Genomic DNA, 26,042 nt, shown 5'->3' on the forward strand with positions numbered 1-26,042 from the left:
AAACAAGTTTATGAGCAAGACGTTATCCATAATTTTCATAGTAATTGCAGTAGCACTTATAGCCTACAATGTAACCCTAGTGAATTTTGCAGACCCTTTTGAGAAAAATAGTACAATAGCATTAATCGGAATTATGGCGTCGTTGTGTGCCATTGTACTTCTTTTGGTATTTGTTACCAGCAGAAAGATTCAAGATAAAATAAATAAGGATTAATTATTGGCTTTAATCTCGCCAGATTCTTGTTGCTGAATTCCGCCGCCATCTAATTCTAGTACCTTTTGAAGCATAAGATCTTCATCTGCTTTAATTTTGGCATGTATATTAGTATTGAATAGTTGCTCAGCGATATTAGCTTTCAAAAATCGTTTGATGCTCTGCTCATATTCATAGAAATTCATTCTTAGATTTCTGTCTACCGAATATTGTACAAATCTTTCAAAGAGAATATCGTCAACTTTAAAATCGTTCACAAATTCTTCTTGTGTGTATTGAGCATATCTTTCTCGATCCTCGTCTAAATGTTCAAACACAAAAAAGGATAAGAAGCCTAAATTATCCATACTCTCAACAGCTTCTTCTTCATTACTTCCGATCGGCACAAATACATCTGGTATAATACCACCACCGCCATAAACTACTTTTCCTTTAGGTGTGGTAAACTTTAATGAATCTGCAACTTTAATACTATCTACAGAAATCATTTCTCCACTATGGAATCTATCTGTAAAACGTTGATAGTAATCTTTTGTCCCGTTTGCATATGTCTTTTGAATACTTCTACCTGTAGGGGTGTAATATCTAGAAACCGTAAGTCTAACTGCCGAGCCATCACCTAAAGCCATTTCTCGCTGCACCAAACCTTTACCGAAAGATCTACGACCTACAATAGTACCTACATCATTATCTTGCAACGCACCAGCAACAATTTCACTAGCCGAGGCAGATCTTTCATTTATTAAAACATAAATAGGTTTATCTTCAAAACTACCTTCATCGGTAGCAAAGCTCTTATTGATTTTTCCCTTTTTATTTTTAGTGAACAATATAAGTTTACCATCTTCTAGAAACTCATCTGCCATTTCTTCTGCCATGCCTAAATAGCCGCCAGGGTTATCTCGCAGGTCAAGCACTAATTTTATAGCACCTCGCTTTTGTAACCGTACCAAAGCATCTTTAAACTCTTTATAAGTAGACTCAGCAAAGCGATTTACTTTTATATAGCCGATATCTCTATTAAGCATATAAAAGGCATCGACACTTTTTAAAGGTACAATACCACGCTTCACCTTTACATTGAACGTTCTGTTTTCTGTTTTTCTAAATACGGTAAGATTAATAAAAGAACCTTCTTGACCTTTTAATTTCTCTACAATAACTTCACTGGGGAAGTCTTTGCCATACAGCGTATCATTATCTGCCATTAGAATACGATCACCTGCTAAAATTCCTTTTACAAAACTTGGTCCGTCTTTGACAGTTTTTATAACTGCAATAGTATCGTTATAAGAGTAAAAGTTAATACCAATACCCACAAAATCGCCCTTCATGTTCTCGGTTACACCAGACATTTCTTTTTCTGAAATGTAAACAGAATGTGGATCAAGTTTTTCTAGAATACTGTTCACAGTAATATCAACAATGCTATCTGTATTTACATCATCTACATATTCATAGTCAATGTAATCTATAAGTCTGTTGAGTTTGTCTTTCTTAGAATTTGTAGAAAAAAGACGTTCTGGAGAGTCATTAAAATTCAGTTTTCCGCCTATAAAAAACCCTAATGCGAGCGCAATAGCGATAATTAAAGGAAATAGAGCACTGTATTTTTTATTCATCATTAGTGTAAACGTTAGATAGTAACATTTATTTCTGGCATATGTTGTAATTCAACCCCTGCTTTTGCCAAAAATTGTAATCCCGAATCATCTTTGTATCCTACTTGGTACACTACACGTTTAATGCCAGACTGATGAATTAACTTACTACATTCTCTACAAGGCGATAATGTAATGTATAAAGTAGCACCTTGGCAAGATTGAGTAGAACCTGCTACTTTTAGAATAGCATTGGCCTCGGCATGCAAGACATACCATTTCGTATACCCTTCTTCATCTTCGCAATAATTTTCGAATCCGGTTGGTGTACCATTGTATCCGTCAGAAATAATCATTCTATCCTTTACGATGATGGCACCTACTTGCTTACGCTTACATGAAGAAAGCATACCCCATTCTTTGGCCATTCTTAAATAAGCCCTATCATACTTTAATTGTTTTTCTTTCTTCATTTACAGTACGCTTTATATAAGCACTTAACCCTAAGGTACCTGCTTTGATTAGTACCGACTATATCTTAGGGTAAACTTTAACAATCTAAAAAGGAAATGTTTCATATAACAACGGTAGCGTAACCAGTATTATGATAATGCTACCGACCATAATAAATAAGCTTTGCTTGACTTTTAAAATGCTTTGAATTACATAAGCCAAAATCAACACTAATAGAACAATAACTACCTGAGACAATTCGATCCCGCCAGCAAAACCTAATAAAGGTGCTAATTTATCTTCCTCTCCCATAATCATCATTTTAAAATAGTTAGAGAATCCGAATCCGTGTATTAGTCCGAAAAAACCGGTAGCTAAAACATGAAACCAAATAGTTCTATTTTCATTTTGATTTTTATAATCAATCGAATTAAAAATAGCGGTTGCCAGTATCGTTACAGGTATCAAAAACTCTATCCAACTGGCTTCTATCTCTAAAATCTCGTAAACGGAAAATACTAATGCCAAGCAATGTGTAAAAGTAAAAACGGTTGCTAAAAGCAATACATTCTTCCAACTTTTAAATGTAAAAGGAAGTGCCAGTGCAGTTAGAAAAAGTATGTGATCATATGCATTTATGTCTAAAACATGATGCAGACCTAATTCTATATAAAACCAAAACTCTTGCATGCTACTATCTTAAAAAAAATTCTTCTAATTTAACCCGCGCTCTTTTTGTATCGTCTCATAAGCGGCTTGCACCTGCTTAAACTTCTCTTCAGCACCTTTTTTAATAGCTTCATCTTTCGTATTCACCCTGTCTGGATGATACTTTTTAGCCATTTCTCTATAGGCTTTCTTTACCTCAGCATCTGTTGCTGATTTCTCAATATCTAAAATTTTATAAGAATTGTTCGCCGATTTCACGAACATAGCTTTTATACTTTCAAATTCATTAAGCGAAACTCTAAGGTAACCGGCTATTTCTCGAATTTTTTGAATTTCGGGGTTACTGATGCTACCATCTGCTTGAGCAATACCGAATAAAAAGTGCAATAACTGCAAACGAACTTCATAACGGGTGCGTTGAGCTAAAAACGTACAAACGTTTTGTGCAGATATTTGTCCTTTCTTATTTATTTCATTGAAACTTCTAAAAATAGCATTCGCCTTGTCTTTGCCATAGGTGCTAACAAAATACTGGCGTACATAATCCATTTCTGACTGACTCACTTGTCCGTCTGCCTTAATAACAAGTGAACATAACGATAGTAAGTTTAGCTCAAAATCTGCCGCAGTTACATTTGGTCGTGTATAATCTTCGAACACACTTCGCGCACTACCTTTACTAGATCCAAAAAAGCTGTCTATAATACTACCAGCAAAGAAGCCTAAAACCGCTCCAGATAAACCTCTCAAAAAAAAGCCTACTACAGCTCCCAACCATTTAATCATTTCGTATTCTCAATTTTGCCAAAGATAAATTATTACCAATAGAAAGTTAGACTAATGAAAAGTTAAGGTCTGAAGCACTGCTGCGACTAATTGATTATCTTTGTAATAGTTTAATTAAAATAATAACAATATGTACCCTGCGGAATTAGTAAAACCAATGAGAGATGATCTGGCTTCTGCCGGATTTGAAGAATTATATACAGCAGATGCAGTAGCAAATGCCATCAATAAAGAAGGAACAACTTTAGTAGTTGTAAATTCTGTTTGTGGTTGTGCTGCGGCAAATGCAAGACCTGCGGCTAAAATGAGCTTGCAGAACGATAAAAAACCAGATTTTGCAGTTACTGTATTTGCTGGTGTAGATAAAGAAGCTGTTGACGCGGCAAGAAACCTTATGGTTCCTTTCCCTCCTTCTTCTCCTTCTATGGCTTTATTCAAAAATGGCGAGTTAGTTCACATGATCGAACGTCACCATATTGAAGGTAGACCAGCTGAAATGATTGCTCAGAATTTAGCACAAGCTTACGACGAATTTTGCTAGATTTTATAGCATAAGCTATTTTCTTACAAAATAATAGGATTAAAAAACCGCTCTAATAGAGCGGTTTTTTATTTTTGTACTATGCAGAAGTTGCTTTCTTACATTATAACCCCCTTTTTTTTCGTCGCATTTGGGCTATGCCTCCTTATTTTTCATCCCATTCAATGGATCGGATTTAAGATATTTGGATACAACGGATTAAAACCATCAGTCAGTAAATTGAACTTTTTTTTAATGCGTAGTACCAACATTTTAGGTACAACTTATCGCTTTACAAATAACTTTGATTTACCAACAGACAGACCATTAATTATTGTAACCAATCATCAAAGTATGTACGATATACCACCACTTATTTGGTATATGCGTAAACACCACCCAAAATTTGTTAGTAAGAAAGAATTAGGAAAAGGCATACCTAGCGTATCATTTAACCTCGTTCACGGTGGCTCTGTTTTAATTGACAGAAACGATGGTAAATCGGCAATAATGGAAATAGGAAAACTGGGTACCTATATTGAAGAACATAAAAGAAGTGCCGTAATTTTTCCGGAAGGAACTAGAAGTAGAGATGGACACCCAAAGCCATTTAAACCGATGGGACTTAAGATGCTACTAAAAAAAGCTCCATCTGCATTGATTGTTCCTATTAGTATCAATAATTCATGGAAATTGGTTCGCTTCGGGCAATTTCCGATGGGATTAGGTGCCAAAGTTCGATTAGAGGTTCAACAACCTTTAGAAAACACAGGCGACTTAGACGAACTAATTACACAAATAGAAGCATCCGTAGTTAGCGGTATAAATTCCTTTAAATGACCAATTCAGAAATTGTAGAAGAAACCATAACCTTTGTCAAAGAGACTTTAAAAAATGCCGAAGGTGGGCACGATTGGTTTCATATACAGCGGGTATTCAATAACAGCATGTTAATCGCAAAAGACGAAGATGATGTAAACCTCTTAGTCGTTAGTCTTGGTGCGCTACTTCATGATATTGCAGATGCTAAATTTAATGATGGCGATGAAGCCTTGGGCCCGAAAATGGCAGAAGATTTTTTATTGAGTCTTGGTGTACCTAAAAGAACCATCAACCATGTTACCAACATCATCAAATACAGTTCGTTTAAAGCCAGTTTAACCGACGGTAAGATGAAGAAGAAGCTATTCTCATCTAAAGAGCTTAAGGTGGTTCAAGATGCCGACCGTTTAGATGCCATAGGTGCTATTGGTATTGCCCGTGCTTTTAATTACGGCGGATTCAAAAATCGTGCACTTTATGACCCAAGTATACCTCCAAATTTAGAAATGAGTAAAGAAGAATACAAAAAGTCAAAAGCACCTACTTTAAATCATTTCTATGAAAAACTCTTATTGCTTAAAGACAAAATGAACACAGAAACCGGTAAGCGATTGGCAGAAGAAAGACACCAATATATGATTGATTTTTTAGAGCAATTCTATCAAGAATGGAATCCTTTAAAAAATTTAAGTTAAGTTTACAGAACAATTCAACAACATCAAACCATTAAAAAAGGGTCTCAATTTACATTGAGACCCTTTTTGCATTTTATATAGTATTCTACTATTTCTGTGGCAACTCTCTTGTTAACCAACCGCTTCTACTTGCTGTTACAATTGCATAAGGCGTAATCCAGAAAAGACCGAACGTGAAAAGCACGCTGTATGAATATGCCCAAATAGACTCAGATAACGAGTATCTTTTAGCATAGAACAATACAGGGAAAGTTGATAAAACCAATATACTTACAAAAGTAGAACTTAAGAATAATAATGGGTGTGTAACTACGAATACCAGCATAAACAATACAAATGGGTAGCATAATACGATTCTTGAGAATTGGCTAAAGAATAATAATCTTGTACCTGTTTTTGGACCTTTTCTAAAGTTAGTAAATACGTATTTAGACATTTGAATATTCTCACGTACATTACTTCTTCCCCATCTAATGAACATTTTGTAAAGTCCTTTATACTTTTCAGGAACATTAGTATAAGCAAATGCATTTCTTTGGAACAAAACGTGGAAACCTTGCTTTAAGATCATATTCGTCATAGCTCTATCTTCACCAATATCTGAAGCTTGACCCATAAACGTTTGATTGATCCACTCATCTAAACAAGCAAAAACCGCAGTGGCTCTATAAGCTGCTAAAGCACCTGGGGTACATAAAACAGAATTCAATGTGCTTTCAGAAGAACGTACAAACTCAAAACTAAGTGCAAAACTTACGTCTAGCATTTTAGGTAGAATCTTGTCATTATTTAATACACGAATATTACCTGCTACAGCACCACAGTTTTCATCAACGATGAACGGACTAACTAAATTTCTTAATGTGTCTTTATCTACGATAGAATCACTATCAACGGTTACGAATATCTCACCTGTACCTTCGTTAAAACCTCTGTACAATGCGTGACGTTTACCCATGTTCTTAGGTTGCTGACAAATAGAAACTCTATCACCTAATTCTTTTTTGGCTTCTAACATCCAGTTCCAAGTATCATCTTTACTACCATCATCGATAGCCAATAATTGAATTTTTTCTTCTGGGTAATCACTTTCAGCTAAACTCTTTAACGTAGCCCAAACTTGTTTACCTTCATTATATGCAGGTACAATAACCGTAACTGTTGGTAATTCTTTATCAGAAACAGATGGTATTGCCTTATATCTTAAAAATCTTATAAAGGTGTAAATGAAGAAACTCAATTTAAATACAAAAAAAGCAGCTGCTACGATCATGAAAATAAATCCGATCATGGTGCTTCTTCTCTCTAAGTGTAATTGAGTAAAGTCGTTTTGTAATATGTATGCTAAGTAAGCTGAACCAAACATTAGCACGAATGTGCTACCCATTACAAAAATACCCCATGCATTGGCATTTTCAATTAGATGTTTAATTCGTGAAAAGAAAGGCTTCTTTTCAGTTTTTTCGGTATTGTTTTTTAATGTTTTCATTTCGTTTTTGGTAGTATTCTTGGTTTTCAGAAATAATGCTCTTATTTATTTCTTCTCCCTATCTACGCTTAGAAGTATCTTTTGGATTTTATTTTAACAAAACTTTTTAAAGAAAATTTTTACCTACAACTATTGCACGCTTTTAAAAATTCATCTACTAATTTAAAAGCTTAAATTTTTGACTTATTTACAATATTTATCTCGTTTTCATACAGTTAGATCGATCAATTAAGAAATAGCCATATTTAACCTATATTTAAATAACTAAAATAAATTTTCATGAAATACGCTTTTCTATTGCTACTGTTCACCCTCACCTCTAGTTACGCACAAACTGATGAAGAGGCAATTATTTCACTTTTAGAGAAAGAATCTTCAACATGGCGTTCAGGTGATATAGAAGTACATGCTTCTTGCTGGTCAATTCAACCTTATAGTAGAATTTTTGTTTCTATGGCAGATGGAAATAGTATGGATGTACCACCAGAAATGATGATCACCCCTCCAGAACATATGGTTGGTAAAGGCGGTACATCTAAAAATTCTAATTATAAGATGAACATAAGTGACAATCACGCTTGGGTAAGCCATGATGAGGAATCTACCAATACTGACGGAGTCACCAATTATACTTACGAAATGCGCATTCTAGAAAAAATTAATGGCAGCTGGAAACTCGTAGGGCAATCGATACACCCAAGAAAAATGGAATAATAATTTACAACCTCATCCTAAGAGTACGAGGTAAGCCTCAGGGAATTAAACCATAAACAGATATTAAAATAACTTTAACTGCCCATCTTTATAAGATTCGTGCAAAGTAGTATTTAGCTTTGGGAATGTTTTGCCTTCAAAATATTTACGCTTTGCCAAACGCACCATATCATGAATTTGCGTGGCTATGATACCCTCACCCCTACTTCTTAAACCGAACCTGCTATCGTTTAATCTACCGCCATGACATTCTTGAATTTGATGTAATACCTTCTCTGCTTTGTCGGGCAGTGTTTTGCGGATCCAATCTGTAAATATTTCACCTATTGCCCCGTTTAATCTAACTACGGTAAATGCCATAGATAAAGCACCATGCTCTGACACCGCTTTTGCCAAACTCAAAATCTCGTGACTATTGATACCTGGTATAATTGGCGCCAGCATTGCATTTACAGGGATTCCATTTTCAGACAAAACACGTATAGCTTCCAATCTTTTCTTAATGGTCGTAGTTCTAGGCTCTAATATTCTTCTTGTTTCTTCGGATAAAGAAGTAACGGAAATGTTTACTCCTACTAATCCATATTCATTCAGTTCTTTTAGAATATCTAAATCACGCAAAATCAAAGCGTTTTTAGTAATGATACCTACCGGATGCCTATATTTCAAAAAAATCTCTAAACACTTACGGGTTATTTCAAATTCTTGCTCTACAGGCTGATAGCAATCTGTATTACCAGAAAGCACTATGGTACTCGGCTTCCAGCTTTTACTTCTTAATTTAGCTTCTAATAGTTTAGGCGCATCGTGTTTTACCAAAATCTTTCGTTCAAAATCCAATCCGGCACTATAACCCCAAAATTCATGTGCATTTCCGGCATAGCAATATATACAACCATGTTCACAACCTTGGTACATGTTCATGGAGTAACTCATACCTACATCAGGACTAGTGACTTTATTGACTATCGTTTTTGGAAAAATAGGAAGGTATTGGGTCTTATTTCTATCAGCAACTTCGCCTTCTACACGGCAGAATTCGAGAAAATCGTCTCTTGTTTCGTAACTATATGCAGAAAATTTATTGCTGGTATTTTTTTGGGCACCTCTTCCTTTCACCGAAGAATTAGTATTCATTAAATAGGATTTATTCCAAAATTATGGAAATAATCCTAATAATATACTATTTTAAAACTTGTAGTTGATTATTGTTTAAATTAGTCTAATGAAAAACCTAAGCGTTCTAATCGTTATTTTTCTGAATTTTTATGGCTTTAGCCAATTAGGCTCACCAAGTCTTTATGGTGAATATGATGTATTTATTGATGAAGAATTTAACAAGAATACGTATCATAAAATAACTTTCGGCACTGAATTGACTTCATTCAAATTTATTGCTCCTGAAGTTGATGTGTCTTACTATTACGGTATAAATTCACGAGAAAAACATTTCGCAGAACAAACGGGACCTTCCACATATGATGCTTATTTAAACGAGCATTTTGAAGGATTTATATGGGGTTTCTCACCCAAGCTCTTTTATGAAGAAGAAGGTACTCGGGTTGTTTTAATACCGAAATATCATTTCGGAAAAATACGTGCCAAAGGTAATTTCTTAGATTCTGATGATGTAGCTATAAAAAAAGCTATAAAATCGAAAATGTATTATTGGTCTTTTGCTTTAGGTATCGAAGAATCTAAATGGTCTAACAATGCTACATATGGGTTTTATCTTATATATAACGGTTTAAATGCCGGCAAGGCACTAGACCAACTCGATTATAGTCCGCAGCAATTCTCAAATAAAAATTATAATACTAGAACCATAGGGCTTGGCATTAGAATCTCTTATAATTTTAAAACACGAGATCAGATTATTTAACACCCACTTGAACCAATTGCTTTTTTGTACCTCTTTTAGCGTAGAACCTTAATTCATCGTTCTGGTGATCAATGTATGGTACAGATACCATTAACGGTAAACGAGCCTCAGTATCATCAATAACCTTGCTGTATTTCATATGTCCGTTTTCATCCAAGCGAATTAAGAATACATTTCTGTTTCTACTTAAACCTTGTTTAAACATAATACGATCATCGCTCAGTTGTTGCGGGTTTTCTGAAGACGTACTTATAAAAAAGTATGTAGTATTGTTTTTGGTATATGAGCTATAAGATGCATAAGCACCGTCACCTTGTGTAACCTCTGTTTTATTTATATTTCTAGCCCAAACCAAATCTCCGGTTGCGCTTAATTTTGCACTGATAATATCATTATGGTGGTATCTAGTAACCATAACGCGCCCACCACTAGAGTTAGATTGTACACTATTACTTGTAAAATATTCTTCGGCATTAAATAGAATGTTCCCCTCTTTGGTGATATCCATTCCTTTAAACACTAAATCTTTTATCGCCTTATCATCTTCACGCCCAAACTTATCCATCATAAACTGTTCAGAAAAGGGATTAAATTTTTCAGTCTTCATCTCTAAAGATTTCGGGTCTAAGTTGAAATAAGAAATTCCGTTATAACGATTATCTTTTCTATCCGCATAAAAACCGATACAAAGCAATTCATCACCTCTAAAAATAGGCTTTAAAGATTCAGGAAATTTACCCGGAGTATAAAAAGACTGAACGCTTCTGCCGCTGTTAGAAATTCGAACCATTTCATATTGAAACTTACGCTCTGTAGCATTAAAACGTTTCTTTTTAAAGTATGCCTTACCTACCAAATACACATTCTGTAAATCTTTTGAAAAGGCGATATTTTCAAATGCATAGTTCTTTTCTTCTACCTCATCAGAAAAATCATGTTCCATTAACTTATTTAAGTTGGCATTGAATACATGAATTTTATGCTGATCAACTTTTCTTTTCTTGTAATGCGTAGTTATGGCAAAAGCCGATTTATCATCGTTGAATAAAATTGAGGTAGTAAAGCCAGATGAGAAGTTTCGATTATAAAAATTACGGTCTAAAGGCTGCTCTACCGGATCAGATGCAATAGACAGAATTGTTTCTTTTGTAAACTGAAATTGTGAAAACGGACTTCTATGCACCTCATACTGGTAACTCTTATTTTTATAGCTATACTCTAAAAACAATAAATACACTTGACCGTTACGCACGTAAGCATCTATAAAGTTGGCATCTTTCAACTTATAATTATATTCAGATACTAGTTCTAAATCTTTATTATAATGTTCAATAAAATACCCTTTTGGTCTTAATATAATACCTGTATAATAAGCACGTACCACAACAGTACCCTCGCTACCATCATCTGCGATAGCAAGCATATTAGAGTATCTATATTTATCGTGAAATTTTTCGCCAATAGTATATGAGACAAGTTCTTCTTGCGCAAAAGAACTAACTACATTAATCAGGAATAAGAATAAGAATGCGCTACGTTTAAACATAACCAATTTGGTTTATGTCATGAACCCGGAAAATTTGCCTTTCTTTTTTCTAAAAATGCAGTAGTACCTTCGGCAAAATCATCTGTACCGAAGCAAGCACCAAAGGCTTCAATTTCCTGCTCATAACCATTTACAGTATTCTTAAAACCAGCATTTACTGCTTTTATTGCATGAGCAATGGCTACAGATGAGTTATTGGTTATTCTAGATATAATTTTATGGCATAAAGGCAATAATTCTTCTTGGGTAGTTACATGGTTTACCAAGCCGTAAGCATGTGCTTGTTCTGCAGTAATCATACCCGCGGTCATAATCATTTCCATAGCTCTACCTTTACCTACTAACTGCGGTAAACGTTGTGTACCACCATAACCAGGTATAACACCTAAAGAAACTTCTGGCAGTCCCATTTTGGCATTATCACTTGCTACTCTAAAATGACATGCCATTGCCAATTCCAATCCGCCACCAAGAGCGAAACCATTTACTGCTGCAATAACAGGCGTATCTAATTTCTCTACAAAATCAAATAGTTGTTTTTGACCTTTCGCGGCTAATTTCTTTCCTTCTTTTTCACTGAAATCAGAAAACTCAGAAATATCTGCACCTGCTACAAATGCCTTTTCGCCACTACCGGTTAAGATGATAGCTTTAACGCTTTTATCTTTTTGTAAATCTTTAAAAGCTTCATGTAATTCACCAATGGTTTCTTTATTTAAAGCATTTAATTTATTCGGACGATTAATCGTCACAATTGCCGTTGTATCTTCTTTACCTATAAGAATTGTATTGTATGACATAGTTGTTGATTTGTTGATTTATGTATTCTCTTTCGGAAACTTTACACAGAAAACCGTACCCTTACCTAAATGAGACGTAAAGTTGATAGATCCCTTATAAGTTTCCACAATATTTTTTACCATTCCTAAACCTAATCCCATACCACTAGTTTTAGTAGTAAATTTCGGTTCAAATATTTTTTCTTCATTATCCTTTTCAATGCCGTAACCATTATCTGCCACTGATATTTTAACCATATCACCTTCTGATGCTACACTGACCAAAACTCTAGGCGATTCAACATCTGGTACTGCTTGTATGGCATTTTTAACCAAATTGGTTACGACACGTATTAACTGTGTACGGTCTAATTTCGCAATAATTTCCTCTTCATCGGCTATGAAATGTATATAATCTTCATTGAAAATATCTATCGCCAATTTTACAATTTTGACCACATTTAAAGTTTCGTTCTGTTGCGCAGGCATTTCAGCAAAATTCGAGAAAGCAGAGGCTATACTACTCATGGTATCTATTTGCTGAATTAAGGTATTTGAATATTCCTTTAATTTTTCATGAATCTGAGGGTCACTCGGATCAAATTTGCGCTCAAAACTCTGTACGGTTAATCGCATAGGTGTTAACGGGTTTTTGATTTCATGCGCCACCTGTTTTGCCATTTCGCGCCATGCTTGTTCACGCTCGCTACGTGCTAATTTTACAGCACTTTGACCAAGTTCATCAATCATAGCATTATAGGCGGCAATTAGCTTTTCTATTTCTTCCCCAGGGTTATCTATATAAATCTTTTTATTCTGTTTGTTCAAGTTTGTTTTCCCCATCATCGTAGAAATCGTTTCTAAGGATCGGGTAATATACTTCGATATAAAAAATGCAAAAGCAATTGCCATGAGCAACATCAATAAATACACACCAGATAAGCGAAATAAAAACTCTTTTAATTCATAATCGTTGAATGAATTATCTTCGAAATATGGTAGATTAAGAATACCAATTGGTTTAAATTTTTGATCCGCGATATAAGAGAAAGATGCTTTGTATTTATCTCCTGCCAAAGCGTTTTCGCGTACGTAATGCTTATTGGGGCTAATCTCTAATTTATTCAATATTTCAGAATCCAAACACATAGAAATAGAATCATTGGCAAACTTTGGGCGTGAACTTTTTATTAGCTCCCCATCTAAGCTATAGATATTGAAATTCATGTTTTGCACCACTGCAATCTCATAAATTTCATTTTTAAATATAAGGTCTAGATTTTCGGTAGTAACCGGATAGGTCGTTTTCTGAATGGCAAGATCAATACTTTGGCGTATTTGCTCCTCTTTACGCTCCATTCTATTCTCATGGTAATCTTTAGACTGCTCACGATATTGATACACCGTAACACCAGCAATCAAAACCGATGCTATTAGCACCAAAAATATCATGGAAAGGAAAATGCGTGACCGTAAAGATACTCTCGTTAGCAAGGTTCAATTATTTCGTTTAAAGTTAACAAATATCGAACCAAAAGATTCAATTTTACAAATCACGTCCAAACTAAAGGTTAAAAACTATTTTACACTTCAAAAAATTATCTCAAAAAATTAATATTTGAAAGTAATTTCTTACTTTTATTTGCGTTAGTAACATGTTATTATTTATGACATAACTAAAATAAAGGCATGCTTTCTAAATTCTTCCTAAACATATTCACCGTACTCATTGCCCTTAGTACACCTATTTTAGTACAATCTCAATACGCTGAATCGCTTACTTTTCAGCATATTCAAGACGGTATGTCTCAAAGTAGTGCAACCGTACTTTTAGAAGATAGTTTTGGTTTTATTTGGATTGGCACCAGAAATGGACTGAACAGATATGATGGAAAAGATTTTGAAATCTACACCAAAAGCTTAGATGGCAAAACTGGGCTCAACCATGAATACGTTGTAGCTTTATATGAAGATGGACAAAATATTATCATCGGTACAAATGAAGGAATAAGTCTTTATGATCGTAGTTTAAATATTATAACGCCTTATCCTTTAATAAATGAAGGTGAAGCTATCAAAAACGAAGTATTTGAGACTATCGTTAAGAAAGATGGCTTACTCTGGTTAGGATCAGAATCTAGTGGTCTTTATAGTTACGAGATAAAAACCGGAAAAGTAAAACATTTTTCTCCACCTAATGAATACATTAAAGTTGAAAACCCTCGACTTAATAAAGTTGTTAAAATTGATGTTTTAGATGCTAACCGTATTCTTGTTGTTTTCACTTACAATACCCTCCTACTAAATTATGATATGGAGATTATTAGTGAAGTATTACAAACAGAGGCATTCATCACTGGCATAAATTCATCAGAAAATAGTTTATTATTAGGTTCTGGAACTGGCTCACTATTTAAGTTGGACATAGCAGAAAATTCAATTAGTATCTCAAAAGAAAAAGAGGTCAGCCCAGGTTTTGGTATACGCTCGTTAGAAAAAACACTAGATAATGAATTGTGGATAGGCACCGAAAATAATGGTTTACATATTTACAATGAAAATCTAGATTTTATAAGACATATTGAGTACAGTGTAACAAGACCCAATTCCATTTCTGGTAATTCTATATGGGCATTATTATGTACACGAGATGGCACAATGTGGATAGCGCCTTATAAAAGCGGGCTAAATATTTATGATAAAGAATATTTTAAATTTAAACATATAAATTCTGACCCATTCAACCCTAAATCGCTTAGTAATAAATTAGTGAATTGCTTTATTGAAGACGATAAAGGCAACCTTTGGATTGGCACAGATGGCGGAGGAATTGATTACTGGGACCGTTCTTCAGATATATTTGAAAACTATTCACTAAATAACAAAACATTTGCCAGTAATGTAGTTCTTTCCTTATTACAGACCAAAGATGACGAGTTGTGGGCAGGAACTTGGACAAATGGTATAGCCGTTCTCAATACAAAAACTAAAAAAACGAGCGTACTGACGTCTGAGAATTCATTTTTAAAATCAAATATAATAATTGACCTTTTAAAGGATAAAAAAGAAAGAATTTGGATAGTAAACTACTTTTCAGGAGTTCAAGTGTATGATCCCAAATCAAAAACTCATCAAAATATAATACTCAATTCAGAAGTTGATGATAGTATAATTAACTCCATATACCAAATTTTTGAAGATAACCAGGGCAATATATGGGTAGGAACATTGAACACTGGTCTATTTAAATTGACAGAAAATAATGGTGAATGGACATCGGTTCATTATCATACCAAAAATTCTTTAAGTAATAATTTTATCAATGTTATCATTCAAGATAATGAGGATACCATTTGGGTCGGAACCCAAGGCGGACTTAACAAATATAACCCAGCTACCGATTCATTTTCAGTAATCGCCAAGAGTGATGGTTTAAAAAATGACGCCATTAAAAGTATTATAGATGACCAAAATAGCCATTTATGGTTGAGCACCGAAGAAGGTATTATTAGGTATAATACCAATACCGGAGAAACAATTAATTATGATGTAGGCGATGGTCTTCAGTCAAAAGAATTTATTGCAAGTTCATCTATAACAACTAAAAAAGGCGAATATATATTTGGCGGTATTAACGGCTTCAATATTTTTACTGCAAGCGATGTTGAAAAACGAAAAGACACACTTACCCTATTTGTCTCCGGTTTAAAACTTTTTAATCAACCAGTTTTACCGAATGATGATTTTGGGATATTAGAAAAAGATATTAGTCAAGTAGACTCCCTAACCTTTAACTACGACCAATCTGTAATTAATATAGACTTTAAAGCCCTTACTTTTCGACATCCAGAAAGTGTTAATTATGCATTTTACCTTGAAGGTTTTGAAAAAGATTGGAATTATGTCGGTAATAATCCTACAGCGACATACACAAACTTAAATCCTGGAGAATATAAATTAAGGATAAAATCTACCAATTCTGATGGTGTTTGGGTCGATAACGAAATAGACCTTTATATTACCGTGACACCACCCTACTGGCAAACTTGGTGGTTTAAGGCATTAATGATTGTGCTTGTCTTGTTATTATTCTATATCGCGCAACATATTAAATTATTAAATATTCGAAAAAATCAACGAAGATTAGAGTTAAACGTCGCTGAACGAACTAAAGAATTACAATATCAAAAAAACAAACTTGTTGAAGCTGCAGACAACTTAGCATCTAAAAATGAAGAAATTCAACGATTTACGTATGCCGTTTCTCATGATTTAAAAAGTCCGTTAGGGAATATCAAAGGTCTTGCAAGTCTGATCCCTTTAGAAGTTTCTTTAGAAGACCACCCAGGTCTAGCCGAATACTTGAGTCTTATCGATGTTTCTTGCAACAATATGAATGAATTAATTTCTGATATTACAGAAATTGCCAGACTAGGTAAAATCGACAACAAAAATGAGTTACTAAAAACCAACGAACTATTAGACCTATCAAGAAATTTAATTAAGGGCAAATTGAAACAGCTCAATATAGAACTTATAATTACTGAGAATATGCCCGATATTTTTGGCGATCGCAATAGAATAATTCAAGTTTTTGGTAATTTCTTAGATAATGCTATTAAGTATATGGGCGACCAAGAAAACCCAAAAATAATAGTCACGTATGAAAATAATGGTGACACGAACAGCTTTATGGTCATTGATAATGGATCAGGAATGAATGAGGGAGCTCTAAAAAAACTATTCACCCCTTTCGAACGTTTTCATGATAATGTAAAAGGTACAGGCTTGGGGCTCTATATGGTAAAACAAATTGCCAATTCGCATGGCGGCACCATTATAGCAGAATCAGAAGGTGAAGGAAAAGGAGCTACTTTTAAGCTAGTTCTTCCAAAAGCTAAAATCGCAGCACAAAATGCTAGAAAATCTCTTATCTCTTAATTTCTGAAAAATTAGAATTAAACATTAATATTAAGACAGTTATGCCTCGGGGTTTTTATTTCGAATTCTCTTATATAGCTTTATTCCTAGCATTAAAAGTACACCTAAAACTATAATACCTACCACTCCAAAAATCCAATTAAAGGAGCTTTTCAAAATCACTAAAAACACAATAGCGAATAGAATCAGCGTAGCACCTTCATTCCATATACGCATGAATTTGGAGGTGTATTGAATATCATCTTGTTGAAACTTCTTGAATATTTGATGGTTTTTAAGGTGATATAAAATCAGTAACAATACGAAACCTAGTTTTATGTGCATCCACGGTTGGGTAAGCCAACCAGGATAAATAATAAGCAACCAAATAGCAAAAAACACTGCTAATACAGCCGATGGCCAAGTGATAATATACCACAGCCTTTTAGTCATCAACTTCAATTGCTTAGAAAGAATTTCTTTCTCAGGTGATGGTTTTAAGTTGGCTTCTATATGGTAAATGAATAATCTTGGAATATAAAAAAGCCCTGCAAACCACGTTATTACGAAGATGAGATGCAGGGATTTTATATAGTTGTAATATTCTGTCATAGGGTAATAAAAACAAGTTCAAGTTCAAGAGACAAGTGCAAGAAACAAGTTCAAGTTCAAAATTCAAGCTCAAGCTCAAAACACAATTTCAAGTGCAAAACTAATCTCTCAGTTCTCTTTTCTCAACTCTCTTTTCTAAATTCCAGTCCTAAACTAAGCCCAAAGTTAGCAAAAGCGGATAGAACTTATCTTATAATCTTATCGCACCAACTCCAGCGTCCCATAACGTTTTATTATATGCAGGTATAGCTATATTGATGAATTGGTTGCCTTTGGCTTTTAAACCGGTCCATTGTGCGTCTAATTCAGTCTTACGGTCTTTACTCCCCTTGTTCAATCTTGGAATACCACTATTCGTCTGGTTAATCATAAATATATATTCTGCAGAAAACTTGTTAGGGAAATTCTCTACATCATCATACGCTTGCGATTTACGCTGTACCATATCACCATCCCATGCTTTCATGTCTGTCAATAGTTTTTCACCAGCAGCTTTCGCAGTAGGATCTGTTACCTTTTTCAACACTTCGGCTAAATCATTTTGAGCAGCATATAATTGATTGATCATATTATGCATTTCGGTCAACTCTGCTTCTGCAGTCGTCATAAAAGCATCATATTCTTCGTACTGACCAGGTTTTGTTTCATAGGTAGGCACTTCATTAATTGTACCTGTAGTAGAAACTGTTTGTCCATCAACCTTTAATTTAAAAGTATACGTACCCGGAGAGACTTTATGTCCGCTAAAACCTGCTTCAATATACACACCTGGTATACCTGGCATTATCGCATTTTTCATATCCCATACAAAACGGTTCAACCCTGTCTTCTTACTCAACACTGGTGCTGGTGGCGCACTACCGCCATTATGTGGCTTGTAGGTTGGGTCTTTTTCTGAACTAATTGTTCTAATCACCTTCCCTTTAGCATCTAAAATTTCTAAAGCAATAGCCGTACTATCTTTTAATTTAGGAAGCTCATAGTACAACACCACTCCGTTTGCAGGGTTAATACCTTCAAAAGTATCGCTACCTGTAAATTTATCAGAATTACCACTCAACGGACTTCCCCAAGAACCATTGTAGGCATCTTTAGGCTTCAAAATTTGAAGTCCCGTTTTAGAAGGCTGATACTGCCCAAGAGCTACAACATCATCAAGAATCCAGAAAGAACGACCAGAAGTAGCAACTACCATATCACCTTTATGCAGTTTTAAATCTGTAATAGGTGTTTTCGGTAAATTCAATTGAAAAGGCTCCCAAGATTTACCACCATTCCATGATGCATAGATTCCTTTCTCCGTACCTGCGTATAGCAAGTCTTTCTTAAACTCGTCTTCACGAACTACACGAGTAAAAGCACCATAAGGAATTCCGGAGTTGATTGCTGTCCACGTTTTACCGTAATCGATTGTTTTGTAAAAACCAGGCGTATAATCATTAAACTTATAACGTGTTGTAGCGATATAAGCAGTTGCTGGATCATGCGGAGAAACCTCAATTGCATTAATCAAACATTCTTTTAATCCTTTAGGCGTTACATTTTCCCAAGTTTCGCCACCGTTTTTAGTTAAGTGTACTAATCCGTCATCACTACCTGTCCAGATGTATCCTTTTTCATGCGGAGATTCTAAAATATACGCTAGCGTACCATAATTCTCAGCACCAACAGCTTCGTTCGTATATGGTCCACCACCATTGCCTTGTTTTGCATCGATATCTCGAGTAAGATCATCAGAAATTTTATCCCAAGTAACACCCATATCACGAGTTCTAAAAACATATTGCGCTCCGTGATAAAACGTACCCAACTCATGTGTAGAAGCTATAATCGGCGCGTTCCAATTAAACAAGTATTTCATATCTCTTGCCTCGCGACCTAAATATTGAATTGGTGCTTCCATGATTTGAGTTGCTGCTTTCGACTCCATATCCATTACCTCAACCGTACCCAAATATTGACCACCCATTACATACCTTGGGTTGTCTGGGTCAAAAGCTAAAAAAGCACTTTCACCACCTGCAGAATCGGTCCAATCTCTAGTAGTAATACTTCGGCTACCCGCAGAAAGACTAGCGATTTTAACAGACCTATTATCTTGTTGACCGCCATAAATATTATATGGAAATAAGTTATCTACACTAATTCTATAAAACTGTGCAGTAGGCATATTACTTTGTGTAGACCATGTTTTAGCATAATCAAAAGATACAGATGCACCACCATCATCTGCTAAAACCATATTTTTAGAATTGTTAGGGTTGATCCATAAATCGTGTGTATCGCCATGGGCAACCTCAACATTTTCCCATGTTTTTCCACCATCTTCAGAACGTAAAGCCGGAGCACTTAAAACATACACCGTATCTTCATCATTAGGATCTACAAAAACCTCAATATAATACCACGCACGTTGCACCAACCTGTTATCACCACTAACCATGGTCCAAGAATCACCAGCATCGTTAGAAACAAACAATCCACCTTTATCGGCATCTGAATCACTTTCAATAAGCGCATAAACTTTGTTGGAATTCGACGGACTAACAGCTATCGCCATTTTTCCTTTCTCCTCTGGTAGCCCTTCATGAATTTTTTTCCAAGTATCTCCTGCATCAGTAGATTTGTATAATCCGCTACCAACACCACCACTAACCACCATATTCGGCTTACGTTGATGTTCCCACATGGCAGCATACATAATTTCAGGATAACTAGCATCCATAGAAAGTTCAGAAGCACCCGTTAAATTGTTTACAAACAAGGTGTTTTTCCAAGTTTTACCACCATCAATTGATTTATAGATACCACGTTCGGCATTGCCTTCAAAAAGAGCTCCCTGTGCAGCAACATAAACAATATCAGGATTTGTAGGATGGATGATAATACGAGAAATATGTTGGGTTTTTTCAAGTCCTACTTTCTTCCAAGTTTTACCAGCATCGGTAGATTTATATACTCCGTCTCCGTAAGATGTCATTACCCCACGTGGAGCGTGTTCGCCCATACCTACATAAACGATGTTTGGGTTAGATGCCGATACAGAAACTGCGCCAACTGAGCCCAATTCAAAAAAGCCATCAGAAATATTCTCCCAACGTTGCCCTGCAGATTCTGTTTTCCACACTCCGCCACCAGTCGTACCCATATAATAGGTCATGGGATCACCAATAACTCCCGTAGCAGTTACCGAACGCCCACCTCTAAACGGACCAATATTTCTAAATTTTAAAGGATTAAAATAATCATTGGCTGTCTGCGCAAAAGTTATGGTGGTTGCAAGCACCGCCATAAACAAGAGTAATTGTTTTTTCATGATAGTTTGTTTGGATATTGTTTTGGTCTTTATTCAAAATATGAGTGCAGTCGAGAACCAAGAGTTATAGAACCAAGGCATTTCGACTGCGCTCAATGTGACATTTAGTAATGACAAAAATTTATTTATTTACTTACTTTCATCAATGAACAAGTAATTTAATTTAAGCTCGTTAAAACCTTTATTAAATTCTTGAAGCTCTGATGATATTACGTTATTAAAAATTTCAAGTTCCTTATTAATTTTAGTCGTCAATTCGTTCTTCACAGCAACATCTTGCTCTGTTGGCGGGAAATCACCAATGGAAACCAAACTATTTAAATGACCCAATTTATTGGTCAATTTAATAGGGAAATTCAACGGATCTTGACCACTTCTGTTCTGAGTTTGGTACAATGCTTTTTCTACTTCGCCAAGTTTGTCTTTCATGGCTTTTGCCTTTTCGACCAAATCTTTAGTTCTGTCATCATCTTTATACTGCTCAGTAAACGAATTCAGTTGCTTAGAAACATTTCTAATCTTCTTAATAGATTGATGCGCATTCTCAATAGTCGTATTTATATCGGTAATAAAATCGAACTGCTCTTGCATTTGAGCTACCGAACTTTCTGCTCTTGGATCTGGTAAAATGGTAAATGTTTCGCTGCTATTAGAACCATTCACATTTAGGTGAACTTTATAATTACCAGGTACCGCTTTAGCACCGTCAAAACTAGCCCACCAGAAAATCATTCCTTCTAGTTTCTCAGCTCCTTTACCACGAGTATCCCAAACAAAAGTATTACCGCCTTTCTTCACTTCTAACTTCTTGTCTTTTTTCTTAGCAGCAGTACTATAATTTGCCAGTGTATCGCCAGCCATACTCGTATACGTTAACTGAACCGTGTCTTTCTCAGTATAGTTTTTCATTAGAAAATGAGTAATTACACCATTCTCTAAATTCTGACCTGCAGTTTTAGAAGGTTTTTTGGATGCTCTACCTTTTGTGCGGTACGAGTCTTTTGGTTTGAACAAAACAGTATTCGAGTTCTTTTTACTTTCATCTAATTGATGAAGTACTGTTAAGTCATCGATAATCCACAGGCTACGACCTTGAGTAGCTACAATTAAATTATCATCTTTAATGGTTAAATCAGTTATAGGTACAATTGGTAAATTCATTTGAAAAGGAGACCAACTGGCACCATCATTAAAAGAAACATACATACCTGTTTCTGTACCTGCGTATAATAAACCTTTCTTTTTAGGGTCTTCACGAACGACTCTCGTAAAATGTTCTGAAGGAATACCGTTCGTTATTTTTGTCCACGTTTTACCGTAATCAGTTGTTTTGTATAAGTATGGTTGAAAATCGCCTAACTTATATCTCGTAGCAGCTACATAGCATGTACCCTCGTCAAAATTAGAAGGCTCGATACTGTTTATCATATTCCACTCTGGCATATTCGAAGGTGTAACATTGTCCCAAGTAGCACCAGAATCTTTAGAAACATGTATTAATCCGTCATCACTACCTACCCAAAGAATACCTTCTTTCAGCGGACTTTCATTTGCCGTAAAAATGGTACAGTAGTACTCAACACTCGTATTATCTTGCGTTATTGGTCCGCCACTAGAACCTAATTTTGTTGGGTCGTTTCTCGTTAAATCTCCACTTAAAACTTTCCAGCTTTGCCCTTCATTTTCGGTAACATGCACGTAGTTAGAAAATGTGTATAATTTCTTCGGATTATGTCTACTGAAAAGAATAGGGAAATTCCATTGAAAGCGATATTTCATTGCTTCTGCACCAGCACCCATTGGGTTGTCTGGCCAAACATTTATACCCCTTACCGTTTTCTTCTTGTGATTAACTCGAGTTAAGAATCCGTCATAACTACCACCGTAAACTATATCATTGTCTTTAGGATCAACAGCAATCCACGCAGATTCACCACCCGCAGTTTCTTCCCAATTACCATCACCAATACTATTTTCATCACTTCTGTGGTCAATACGTAATGTAGAATTATCTTGTTGTGCCACGTATATTCTGTACGGGAAAGAGTTATCTGTAGTTACTCTATAAAATTGAGCCGTAGGTTGATTATAATAGGTACTCCAAGTTTCGCCACCATCATATGAAATTTGGGCACCACCATCATCACCAATAATCATACGTTGCGAATCTTCTGGAGAAATCCATAAATCGTGATGATCACCATGTGGCGCGTTGAAGGTATTGAATGACTTACCGCCATCGGTTGACTTATGATAATTTACGTTTAGCACATATACTATATCTTCATCTTGTGTATCGGCATAAACTCTAGTATAATACCAAGCACGTTGGCGAATTTTACGTTCTTTATTTACCAAAGACCATGTTTTACCACCATCTTCTGAACTATATAAACCACCCTTTTCTTTATTCTCTACTATTGCCCAAACCTTTTCAGAGTTTTTAGGAGAAACGGCAACACCGATAATACCTAAAGTATCTTTAGGAAAACCTTCATTTTTCGAAATCTCCGTCCAGGTTTCACCGCTGTCCATACTCTTCCAAAGTGCAGAACCATCACCACCACTAATTAAGCTGTAAGGCGTACGTTGTGCATGCCATGTAGAAGCATATAAAATTCTTGGATTGTTGGGATCAAAAGTTAAATCAACAGCACCTGCTTGTTCATTTACAAACAAAACCTGCTTCCAATTCTTACCACCGTCTGTACTTTTATAAATACCACGGTCTTTAGTTGGCTTATAAATATCACCAAGTACGGCAGCGTAAACCGTATTATAATCTGTAGGATGCACGCGAAGTCTTGGTACATGTCTACTGTTCTTTAATCCAGCAGAAATCCATGTTTTACCTCCATCTTCGGTTTTCCAAACTCCGTAACCAGAAGACACGTTACCTCTTAGAGTCTTTTCACCACCACCAACGTATATTACATTTGGATCGCTTTTCGCTACCTCAACAGCACCAATACTTCCGCCGAAATATCCGTCAGATATATTATCCCACGTTCGTCCGCCATCCAAAGTTTTCCAAACTCCACCACCAGCTGCGCCGAAATAAAATAAATTTGGCTCACCAGGCACACCTGTTACTGCGGCAGAACGGCCACCACGATATGGACCTATAGAACGATACTCTAAACTAGAGTATAATTCTTCTGGGTAGGTTGGTGATGTACTTTGAGATTTACTTCTTCTCTGAGAAAGTAACGATAATGGCAATAGAAAACATACCAGCATAAGAATGCCAGCATTGGTAAGGTGCTTTTTCATTTTGATAGTTTGATGTTAGTCTTCTCTAAAATTAAACATTTTGTTGTCTAAATGTTGATTTTAAGATTTTATTAGCATTTCTAAACAAGCATAATTATCAAATTGAGAACCAGTTATACATTTCAATATTTAATTCTCAGTAGTGGTCGATAATTCTATGTATTAAAGAACAAGCAAGAGTAGCATCCTTTAGAAAAATACTTGTTCAACATATTCAACAGAAAGTGCTAATTATTTAAAGTATTCATATATTTTAGCCAACAAACTAACAATTATGAAATTTAGAACGCTATTATTTTCGGCATCGCTAATTGCCATTCTTTTTAACGGATTGGCTATTAACTCAATAAATGCCCAAACCCAAGATTTTTTATACGGAGACCAAATGCCCGATGCACCTGAATTAAGTGCTAGAGGCGAATATAAAGTCGGCGTACAAACAGTAAACTTAGTGAACCCAAATCAAGTTGATATTTTAAACTCAAAAGAAGGCAAAGACCCAACTTATGATAGACCAATTACTATTGAGGTTTGGTACCCTGCAAGTGTAAGTGCTGATGCAAAAACGGTAGTTTATGATGAAGTAATGGGCACCAGAGGAGATTCGCTAAGACCATTAACACCGTTTACTTTTAAAGGAAGAGCTTATAGAGATGCAGAAGCACTAAAAGGGAACAAATTCCCTTTGGTGGTAGTATCTCACGGCTATGTAGGATCACGTTTTTTAATGACATACTTAACAGAGAATTTAGCGTCTAAGGGATACATTGTTGCGGCGATCGACCATACAGATTCTACATTTAAAGATGCCAACGCATTTCAAAGTACACTTTTAAACAGACCAAAAGATATTCGTTTCGTAATTAATGAAATGGAAAAATTAGGCGCCAAAGGTTCTAAGAATAAAATCGAAGGATTAGTAGATGCGAACAACACCGCTATTATAGGATATTCTATGGGAGGCTACGGAGTATTAAATGTTGGCGGAGCCGGATATAGCGCAGGCTTAGGTCAATTTTTTACTGGTATGACCGGTGGTAGTTCTGCAATATCGGTAAATACAGCAGGTAATGCAGAATACCAAAAAATGGCTGATTCTAGAATTAAAGCCATCGTAGCTTTTGCACCATGGGGAATGGAACGTGGTGTTTGGGATGCAGAAGGATTAAAAGGATTAAAAACTCCCACTTTCTTTGTTGCCGGAAGCCAAGATGATATTTCAGGATATGAAAAAGGTATTAAAGCAATTTACGACGGTGCAGTAAATGCAGATAGATATATACTGACGTACCAAAACGCAAGACATAATGTTGCTCCTAACCCACCGCCTGCAGAAGCATTGGCTCCAGGTTTACATATTGATGAGTATTATAGATATGCAGAGCCATCATGGGATCAACGTAAAATAAACAACATAAATCAGCACTTTGTAACTGCATTTATAGGCAAGCATCTTAAAAACCAAGACAACGCTCAATTTTTAGATGTACAAGAAAATTCAAATGAAAAAGACTGGACAGGTTTTAAACCTAGATCGTCTACCGGAATGGAGTTATTACATGCACAACCAGCCAACTAATATTTAACCTTAGATACTTTTACAGCATTTTCCTTAAGTAGTTTTATATAGGTGTTTTGATTGTTTATCAATTCTTTAAGTTTCCATGCTAATAGAAATATAGCAACGGCAATTAATTGTGATAAAATAAAATTCATAACAGTATTCTTTAGTGTTTCTAAAGCTACTTACG

21 protein-coding genes are annotated in these 26,042 nt (G+C 35.4%); 8 read left to right on the plus strand and 13 right to left on the minus strand.

Going from position 1 to position 26,042, the window contains the following annotated elements; translation table 11 throughout:
* Nucleotides 1–10 precede the first annotated feature (10 nt).
* On the plus strand, nucleotides 11–214 hold the full coding sequence (locus QSV08_RS15060) for a hypothetical protein (protein WP_276491622.1): 204 nt from the start codon (nucleotides 11–13) through the stop codon (nucleotides 212–214).
* Here QSV08_RS15060 and QSV08_RS15065 read toward each other — a convergent pair.
* From QSV08_RS15065 to QSV08_RS15080, 4 genes are all read right to left on the minus strand, one after another.
* Nucleotides 211–1,836, minus strand: coding sequence for a S41 family peptidase (locus QSV08_RS15065; protein WP_324028378.1), 1,626 nt, complete (start codon nucleotides 1,834–1,836; stop codon nucleotides 211–213). The two genes, QSV08_RS15060 and QSV08_RS15065, sit on opposite strands and share 4 nt — an antisense overlap.
* Nucleotides 1,837–1,850: 14 nt before the next feature.
* Nucleotides 1,851–2,288, minus strand: a complete 438-nt coding sequence (locus QSV08_RS15070) for a deoxycytidylate deaminase (protein WP_073241743.1) — start codon at nucleotides 2,286–2,288, stop codon at nucleotides 1,851–1,853.
* An 85-nt stretch (nucleotides 2,289–2,373) separates the two neighbouring features.
* The gene (locus QSV08_RS15075; protein WP_324024488.1) at nucleotides 2,374–2,958 is read right to left on the minus strand and encodes a HupE/UreJ family protein; all 585 of its coding nucleotides are present in this window, start codon (nucleotides 2,956–2,958) and stop codon (nucleotides 2,374–2,376) included.
* 24 nt (nucleotides 2,959–2,982) lie between these two features.
* Nucleotides 2,983–3,723: a TerB family tellurite resistance protein gene (locus QSV08_RS15080; protein WP_324024490.1), complete on the minus strand. Its 741-nt coding sequence runs from the start codon at nucleotides 3,721–3,723 to the stop codon at nucleotides 2,983–2,985.
* A gap of 130 nt (nucleotides 3,724–3,853) precedes the next feature.
* Here QSV08_RS15080 and QSV08_RS15085 point away from each other — a divergent pair, with 130 nt between their 5' ends.
* The 3 genes from QSV08_RS15085 to QSV08_RS15095 all read left to right on the plus strand — a co-directional run bounded on the left by QSV08_RS15085 (nucleotide 3,854) and on the right by QSV08_RS15095 (nucleotide 5,760).
* Nucleotides 3,854–4,264, plus strand: coding sequence for a BrxA/BrxB family bacilliredoxin (locus QSV08_RS15085; RefSeq protein ID WP_027065332.1), 411 nt, complete (start codon nucleotides 3,854–3,856; stop codon nucleotides 4,262–4,264).
* Nucleotides 4,265–4,498: 234 nt separating this feature from the next.
* The gene (locus QSV08_RS15090) at nucleotides 4,499–5,083 is read left to right on the plus strand and encodes a lysophospholipid acyltransferase family protein (RefSeq protein WP_324024492.1); all 585 of its coding nucleotides are present in this window, start codon (nucleotides 4,499–4,501) and stop codon (nucleotides 5,081–5,083) included.
* Nucleotides 5,080–5,760 (plus strand): HD domain-containing protein, encoded by a 681-nt coding sequence (locus QSV08_RS15095; protein ID WP_324024494.1) that lies wholly within the window; start codon nucleotides 5,080–5,082, stop codon nucleotides 5,758–5,760. The genes QSV08_RS15090 and QSV08_RS15095 overlap by 4 nt, the downstream gene beginning before the upstream one ends.
* Before the next feature lie 88 nt (nucleotides 5,761–5,848).
* On the opposite strand, the gene QSV08_RS15100 is transcribed toward QSV08_RS15095, so the two are convergent.
* Nucleotides 5,849–7,249, minus strand: a complete 1,401-nt coding sequence (locus QSV08_RS15100; protein ID WP_324024496.1) for a glycosyltransferase — start codon at nucleotides 7,247–7,249, stop codon at nucleotides 5,849–5,851.
* 279 nt (nucleotides 7,250–7,528) lie between these two features.
* On the opposite strand from QSV08_RS15100, the gene QSV08_RS15105 reads away from it, so the two are divergent.
* The gene (locus QSV08_RS15105; RefSeq protein WP_324024499.1) at nucleotides 7,529–7,963 is read left to right on the plus strand and encodes an endo-arabinase; all 435 of its coding nucleotides are present in this window, start codon (nucleotides 7,529–7,531) and stop codon (nucleotides 7,961–7,963) included.
* A gap of 63 nt (nucleotides 7,964–8,026) precedes the next feature.
* Here the strand turns inward: QSV08_RS15105 and QSV08_RS15110 are convergent, their stop codons facing one another.
* Complete coding sequence (locus QSV08_RS15110; protein WP_324024501.1) at nucleotides 8,027–9,100, minus strand: PA0069 family radical SAM protein; 1,074 nt, start codon at nucleotides 9,098–9,100, stop codon at nucleotides 8,027–8,029.
* An 88-nt stretch (nucleotides 9,101–9,188) separates the two neighbouring features.
* Between QSV08_RS15110 and QSV08_RS15115 the strand changes: the two genes are divergently transcribed.
* Nucleotides 9,189–9,845 (plus strand): hypothetical protein, encoded by a 657-nt coding sequence (locus QSV08_RS15115; RefSeq protein ID WP_324024503.1) that lies wholly within the window; start codon nucleotides 9,189–9,191, stop codon nucleotides 9,843–9,845.
* Here the strand turns inward: QSV08_RS15115 and QSV08_RS15120 are convergent.
* From QSV08_RS15120 to QSV08_RS15130, 3 genes are read right to left on the minus strand one after another with little or no spacing between them, the layout of a single operon-like run.
* Entirely contained in the window at nucleotides 9,838–11,391 is a 1,554-nt protein-coding gene (locus QSV08_RS15120) for a hypothetical protein (protein WP_324024505.1), read from the minus strand. The genes QSV08_RS15115 and QSV08_RS15120 overlap by 8 nt on opposite strands.
* A 17-nt stretch (nucleotides 11,392–11,408) precedes the next feature.
* Nucleotides 11,409–12,191 (minus strand): enoyl-CoA hydratase/isomerase family protein, encoded by a 783-nt coding sequence (locus tag QSV08_RS15125; RefSeq protein ID WP_324024507.1) that lies wholly within the window; start codon nucleotides 12,189–12,191, stop codon nucleotides 11,409–11,411.
* 18 nt (nucleotides 12,192–12,209) lie between these two features.
* A complete protein-coding gene (locus tag QSV08_RS15130) occupies nucleotides 12,210–13,622 on the minus strand; it encodes a sensor histidine kinase (RefSeq protein WP_324024509.1) in 1,413 nt (470 codons plus the stop codon).
* Nucleotides 13,623–13,859: 237 nt separating this feature from the next.
* On the opposite strand from QSV08_RS15130, the gene QSV08_RS15135 reads away from it, so the two are divergent.
* A complete protein-coding gene (locus QSV08_RS15135) occupies nucleotides 13,860–17,111 on the plus strand; it encodes a ligand-binding sensor domain-containing protein (protein WP_324024511.1) in 3,252 nt (1,083 codons plus the stop codon).
* A 39-nt stretch (nucleotides 17,112–17,150) separates the two neighbouring features.
* Here the strand turns inward: QSV08_RS15135 and QSV08_RS15140 are convergent, their stop codons facing one another.
* The 3 genes from QSV08_RS15140 to QSV08_RS15150 form a co-directional block, all read right to left on the minus strand.
* Nucleotides 17,151–17,702, minus strand: a complete 552-nt coding sequence (locus tag QSV08_RS15140) for a CopD family protein (RefSeq protein ID WP_324024513.1) — start codon at nucleotides 17,700–17,702, stop codon at nucleotides 17,151–17,153.
* Between the two features lie 190 nt (nucleotides 17,703–17,892).
* Nucleotides 17,893–21,018 (minus strand): VPS10 domain-containing protein, encoded by a 3,126-nt coding sequence (locus QSV08_RS15145; RefSeq protein ID WP_324024515.1) that lies wholly within the window; start codon nucleotides 21,016–21,018, stop codon nucleotides 17,893–17,895.
* A 129-nt stretch (nucleotides 21,019–21,147) separates the two neighbouring features.
* Nucleotides 21,148–24,291 carry a WD40/YVTN/BNR-like repeat-containing protein gene (locus QSV08_RS15150; protein ID WP_416382013.1) on the minus strand — a complete coding sequence of 1,048 codons (3,144 nt, stop codon included), beginning with the start codon at nucleotides 24,289–24,291 and terminating at the stop codon, nucleotides 21,148–21,150.
* A gap of 274 nt (nucleotides 24,292–24,565) precedes the next feature.
* Here QSV08_RS15150 and QSV08_RS15155 point away from each other — a divergent pair, with 274 nt between their 5' ends.
* The gene (locus tag QSV08_RS15155; protein WP_324024517.1) at nucleotides 24,566–25,870 is read left to right on the plus strand and encodes an alpha/beta hydrolase family protein; all 1,305 of its coding nucleotides are present in this window, start codon (nucleotides 24,566–24,568) and stop codon (nucleotides 25,868–25,870) included.
* Here QSV08_RS15155 and QSV08_RS15160 read toward each other — a convergent pair.
* A complete protein-coding gene (locus QSV08_RS15160) occupies nucleotides 25,867–26,007 on the minus strand; it encodes a hypothetical protein (RefSeq protein WP_324024519.1) in 141 nt (46 codons plus the stop codon). The genes QSV08_RS15155 and QSV08_RS15160 overlap by 4 nt on opposite strands.
* Between the last annotated feature and the right edge of the window lie 35 nt (nucleotides 26,008–26,042).

This window comes from Maribacter sp. BPC-D8 (assembly GCF_035207705.1).
GTDB lineage: Bacteria > Bacteroidota > Bacteroidia > Flavobacteriales > Flavobacteriaceae > Maribacter.